The following is a 5680-nucleotide window of genomic DNA, read 5'->3' as shown; positions in this document are numbered from 1 at the left end:
ATGCATCTAAAACAGATTCATGCATCATTTCTGATAATGTTGGATGTGGGAAGACCGTATGCATCAAATCTTCTTCGGTTGTTTCAAGTGTTTGTGCGATACTATACCCTTGAATTAGCTCGGTTACTTCCGCACCAATCATATGCGCTCCTAGCAATTCACCTGTCTTGGCGTCAAACACGGTCTTGATTAGACCTTCTGGCTCACCAAGTGCGATTGCTTTACCATTTCCAATGAATGGAAAACGTCCCACTTTAATATCATAGCCTGCTTCCTTAGCTGCATCTTCCGTATAACCAACGGATGCCACTTGTGGATGACAATAAGTGCAACCCGGGATACGTTTCGTATTTAGCGGATGAACACCTTTAACGCCTGCAATCTTTTCAACACAGATCACACCTTCATGCTCGGCTTTATGTGCAAGCCATGGAGGTCCTGCTAAATCACCAATTGCATAAACGCCTTTTTCTGATGTTTCCGACCATTGATTAACTTCAACATGAGTGCGATCAACTTTAATCTTAGTTCCATCAATACCGATATTTTCGACGTTACCAACAATACCTACAGCCGAAATCACGCGGTCTACAATGATATCTTCTGTTTTACCGTTTTTCTCGACAGTGACAGTGACGTTATTGGCTGATTTCTTAAGGCCTTTGACAGTCGCACCCGTTTTAATCTTCATGCCTTGCTTGGTCAGGGATTTCTCAGCCATCTTTGAGATTTCTTTATCTTCAACAGGCATAATACGATCCATAACTTCAACAACTGTTACATCGGCACCCAAGGTCTGAAAGAAACTTGCGAATTCAATACCAATTGCGCCAGACCCCATTACCAACAATGATTTAGGCATCTCTTTTGGTACCAAGGCATCTTTGTAAGTCCATACAAGTTTTCCGTCGGCTTCAAGGCCCGGCAATTCACGTGCACGGGCGCCAGTTGCCAAAATTACATTCTTTGCAGTTAACGTATCAAAAACTTTACCGTCTTTTTCAACAGTTACTTTGCGCGCACCAGCGACACCGCCTGCAAGCTTACCCCAGCCATCAATAACAGTAACTTTGTTCTTCTTGAGAAGATGGGCCACACCTTGAGACAGCTGTTTAGACACGGCGCGACTGCGAGCAACGATTTTCTCTAAATCAAAGCCAGCTTTTTCAACGGAAAGGCCATATTCACTCGCATGTCCCATAAAACGGAAAATCTCTGCAGAACGAAGCAACGCTTTTGTTGGGATACAGCCCCAGTTCAAACAAATACCACCTAGGTGATTGGCCTCTACGACTGCTGTTTTTAGGCCTAACTGGGCGGCACGGATCGCTGTTACATATCCGCCTGGACCAGCACCTACAATTACGACGTCGAAATTTTGATCTGCCATTTTTTCATCTCCTGATAGAGGCAAGGCATTGCCTTAAATGTCTTCTACAGCATTGGTGAGGTCGCTTTGTTCTGCATCACCTGTGTTAACAACACCGGATTTCTCCAGTAATAGAACAGAACATTCAGATTTTGCGATTGGGCAATGTAACACCCCCTTGGGGATGACATGCAATTCACCAGCTTTAAGAGTTACATCTTCACGATCCTGATATTGAATGGTCATCTCACCTTCAATCACCAGAAACAATTCGTCTTCATCATCATGTTTATGCCAGGTGAATTCCCCTTCAAATTTGACAATCTTCACATCAAAATCATTGACCTGCGCTATACGCTTAGGTGACCAATGATCTTGGAATTGTGCCAGCTTATCTTTCAGAGAAATTGCACCAGACATCATATAATTACCGCTTAAAGCATCATACCCATCGGCGTTTCGATGAGGGATTTGAAGACTTTCAAATATTCAGCACCAATAGCGCCATCAACTGCACGGTGATCCACAGACAAAGTTGCTGTCATCACTGTACCAATTGTCAATTCGCCATCTTTAACGATTGGTTGTTGCTTACCAGCACCAATTGCCAAGATACACGCTTGCGGCGGATTAATAACGGCTTGGAAGTTATCAATACCAAACATACCAAGATTGGAAATAGAGAATGTGCCACCTTGGAATTCTTCTGGCATCAATTTGCCTTCGCGGGCTTTACCTGCAAGTTCTTTCATTTCGCTAGAGATTTTCTCTAGACCGATATTTCCTGCATTACGAATAACTGGTGTAATTAATCCACCATCAATCGCAACAGCAACGGAGATATCAGCTTGCTTATAAAGTTTTAAACCCTCATCAGACCAAGAGGCGTTTGCTGCAGGCACTTTACGAAGTGCAACAGCCGCAGCTTTAATCACAATATCGTTTACCGATAATTTGAATTTACCATCAGCTTGATCGTTTAGTTCTTTACGCAAAGCAAGAAGTTTATCGATCTCACAATCAACAGAAAGATAGAAATGAGGAACATTCTGTTTGGATTCAGTCAAGCGACGCGCAATTGTTTTACGCATACTATTCATGGATACCAATTCGAACTCTGGCTCAAATGGATTATCTGTAGACATAGGTGCCGGAGCTGCTGGTTTAGTTGCTGCTGCGGTAGGAGCCTCAGCCCCTGCTTTCGCAGAACCAGAAGCCAAGGCTGTTTCCACATCGGCTTTTACAATACGACCATGTGGGCCAGAGCCTGTAATTTTTGACAGATCCAACCCTTCTTGAGATGCAATACGTTTTGCTAATGGTGAAGCAAAGATACGATCGCCACTACTTGTTGAAGAAGCAATAGGAGCTGGTGTCGCACTTGGTGCGGCTACAGCTGGTTGTGGATCCTCTGCAGGTGCTGCAGCTGGTGCAGATACACCGCCACCTGTTACACCATCAGCAGCTGACATATCTTCATCTTCCTCGACAAGAACAGCGATTAGCTCATTTACCGGAACGCCTTCCGTACCAGCGTCAACAAGCAGTTTTGCAACAGTGCCTTCATCAACAGCTTCGACTTCCATTGTGGCCTTATCTGTTTCAATCTCTGCAATCACATCACCCGCAGAAACTTCGTCCCCGACCTTCACAAGCCAGTTAGCTAATGTGCCTTCGGTCATTGTTGGTGAAAGTGCAGGCATTAGAACCTTAATCGGCATGATAATTCTCCTTCTTCACCAATTACTTGTAACAAACAGCTTTCGCTGCTTCGACGATTTCTTCCGGTTGCGGTAATGCAAGTTTCTCAAGATTAGCCGCATAAGGTAACGGAACATCTTTACCTGTCACACGTGTTACAGGTGCATCTAACCAATCAAACGCTTGTTCCATCATTGTGGCTGCCAATTCCGCACCCATACCAAATGTAGGCCAACCTTCTTCAACGCTTACCAAACGATTTGTCTTTTTAACGGAATTTACAATTGTTGCTGTGTCCAAGGGGCGAATTGTACGCAAGTCAATAACTTCTGCGCTAATCCCCTGCTCTGCCAACGCATCCGCCGCTTGAAGAGCTTTACCAACCATAATTGAGAAAGCAGTAATTGTCACATCTGTACCAGAACGCACGACTTTTGCCTTACCAATTGGCACAGTCCAATCTTCACTATCAGGAACATCGTCGAAACTTACGCCATACATCAATTCATTTTCCAAGAAAACGATTGGGTTTGGATCGCGAATAGCAGATTTTAGCAAACCTTTAGCGTCAGCAGCACTATATGGCGCAACGACTTTAAGACCAGGCACACTACCATACCAAGCTGCATAACATTGTGAATGTTGTGCGCCCACACGAGATGCAGCACCGTTGGCACCACGGAACACCATTGGAGCTCCCATCTGACCACCAGACATATATAATGTCTTCGCAGCAGAGTTGATAATATGGTCCATTGCCTGCATCGCGAAGTTGAATGTCATAAATTCAACAATTGGCTTCAACCCCATATAAGCTGCACCAGTGCCGACCCCTGCAAAACCAATTTCTGTAATTGGTGTATCAATCACGCGCTTGGCACCAAATTCATCTAATAAACCTTGGGATACTTTATAAGCGCCTTGATATTCAGCAACTTCTTCCCCCATAAGAAAGACACCTTCATCATTACGCATTTCTTCTGCCATAGCATCACGAAGTGCTTCACGAATAGTCAATGTTTTAACTGGGCCATCCCATTCTTTTTCTGCTTCAACAATTTCAGCTACAGGTGCTGATGTCGCCGCTGGTGCTGATGCTGCTTCCTCAACAACTGGCGCATTGGATGACGCAGCAGATGTTGATGCTGCATCAATTGCCGATGCATCTTCGCCATCTTCCAACAAAATTGCGATAGGTGTATTTACAGCAACTTCCTCAGAGCCTTCAGCGATTAGGATTTTCCCCATAACGCCTTCATCAACGGCTTCAACTTCCATTGTTGCTTTATCTGTTTCAATTTCAGCGATAACATCGCCTGCATTGACTTCATCACCTTCTTTGACCAGCCATTTAGCCAAAGTACCTTCTGTCATAGTCGGCGAAAGCGCCGGCATAAGAATTTGAACTGTCATAATCTCGATCCTTATCTTTGCGCTTAAGCGTCTACCAAAATATCTGTCCATAGCTCGGATGCTTCCGGCTCTGGGCTTGTTTGTGCGAAATCTGCAGAATCAGAAACGATTGCTTTTACTTCTTTATCAATCACTTTCAACTCATCTTCAGACATATGACCACCTGTAAGGATCATTTCGCGCACATGCTCGATAGGATCACTTTGGCTTTTAACCTTAGTAACCTCTTCTTTTGAACGATATTTTGCGGGATCTGACATGGAATGACCACGATAACGATATGTATTCATTTCAAGAATGATTGGGCCTTTACCTGCACGGCAATGCGCAACAGCTTTTTGTCCTGCTTCACGTACTTCTTCTACCTTCATACCATCAACAGAAATCCCAGGAATACCATAGGCCTTACCACGGTTATGAAGATCAGCACCGCTAGCAGAAGAACGTTCAACCGATGTCCCCATACCGTATTTATTATTTTCAATGATATAAATTACGGGAAGCTTCCATAAAGCCGCCATATTAAAGGCTTCGTAAACTTGTCCTTGGTTGACCGCACCATCGCCCATATAAGCAAGACATACATTATCTGTCTCGTTATATTTCATGGCAAATGCGATACCTGTTCCTAGTGGAATCTGCGCACCTACAATACCATGACCACCATAGAAGTTCTTTTCTTTGGAGAACATATGCATGGAGCCACCCTTACCTTTAGAATAGCCGCCTTCTCGTCCGGTAAGTTCTGCCATTACCCCGCGTGCATCCATGCCACATGCAAGCATATGACCGTGATCACGGTAACTTGTGATAACTGCATCATCCGGTGTGATACAGGACTGCATTCCTGTTACCACTGCTTCTTGACCTATATATAAGTGACAAAAACCACCGATCAGGCCCATACCATATAATTGACCTGCTTTTTCTTCAAAGCGGCGAATTAAAAGCATCTCGCGATAATCGGATTTTAATTGTTCAGGATCTACATTCGCACCTTTCGCAGCAGAACTGCGTGCAGGTTTGCGCTTGGCAGCGGCTTTTTTGACCATGATGTTTTCCCTTTGATGGTTCTGACTATTTTGCATTTTTTATTACAAATTTAGTCTTCTTATTTCTGCTTTAGTGTTAAACCGAAATATGCTTTCATGTCAATGGTTATTAACTATTTGAAAAATAACGATATTATCGATATTA

General features: G+C 43.8%; 5 protein-coding genes. All 5 read right to left on the bottom strand.

Going from position 1 to position 5680, the window contains the following annotated elements:
• The coding region (gene lpdA, locus E1160_RS00925; protein WP_155153119.1) for a dihydrolipoyl dehydrogenase at positions 1-1390 on the bottom strand (1390 nt) is incomplete at its 3' end.
• A 33-nt stretch (positions 1391-1423) separates the two neighbouring features.
• Positions 1424-1792 carry a cupin domain-containing protein gene (locus E1160_RS00920; protein ID WP_155153118.1) on the bottom strand — a complete coding sequence of 123 codons (369 nt, stop codon included), beginning with the start codon at positions 1790-1792 and terminating at the stop codon, positions 1424-1426.
• A gap of 11 nt (positions 1793-1803) precedes the next feature.
• Complete coding sequence (locus E1160_RS00915; protein ID WP_155153117.1) at positions 1804-3090, bottom strand: pyruvate dehydrogenase complex dihydrolipoamide acetyltransferase; 1287 nt, start codon at positions 3088-3090, stop codon at positions 1804-1806.
• Between the two features lie 22 nt (positions 3091-3112).
• Positions 3113-4483, bottom strand: a complete 1371-nt coding sequence (locus E1160_RS00910; RefSeq protein ID WP_155153116.1) for a pyruvate dehydrogenase complex E1 component subunit beta — start codon at positions 4481-4483, stop codon at positions 3113-3115.
• 23 nt (positions 4484-4506) lie between these two features.
• A complete protein-coding gene (gene pdhA / locus E1160_RS00905; protein ID WP_155153115.1) occupies positions 4507-5535 on the bottom strand; it encodes a pyruvate dehydrogenase (acetyl-transferring) E1 component subunit alpha in 1029 nt (342 codons plus the stop codon).
• Positions 5536-5680: the final 145 nt, after the last annotated feature.

It is taken from the genome of Curvivirga aplysinae (assembly GCF_009711445.1).
GTDB classification, from domain to species: Bacteria; Pseudomonadota; Alphaproteobacteria; order UBA8366; family Aestuariispiraceae; genus Curvivirga; species Curvivirga aplysinae.
This window is presented reverse-complemented; position numbering and strand designations above follow the sequence as displayed.

Excerpts from the sequence above, each read along its gene's own strand:
- E1160_RS00920 (WP_155153118.1), bottom strand. The coding sequence starts at position 1,792 with ATGATGTCTGGTGCAATTTCTCTGAAAGATAAGCTGGCACAATTCCAA.
- E1160_RS00910 (WP_155153116.1), bottom strand. The coding sequence starts at position 4,483 with ATGACAGTTCAAATTCTTATGCCGGCGCTTTCGCCGACTATGACAGAA.
- pdhA (WP_155153115.1), bottom strand. The coding sequence starts at position 5,535 with ATGGTCAAAAAAGCCGCTGCCAAGCGCAAACCTGCACGCAGTTCTGCT.
- E1160_RS00915 (WP_155153117.1), bottom strand. The coding sequence starts at position 3,090 with ATGCCGATTAAGGTTCTAATGCCTGCACTTTCACCAACAATGACCGAA.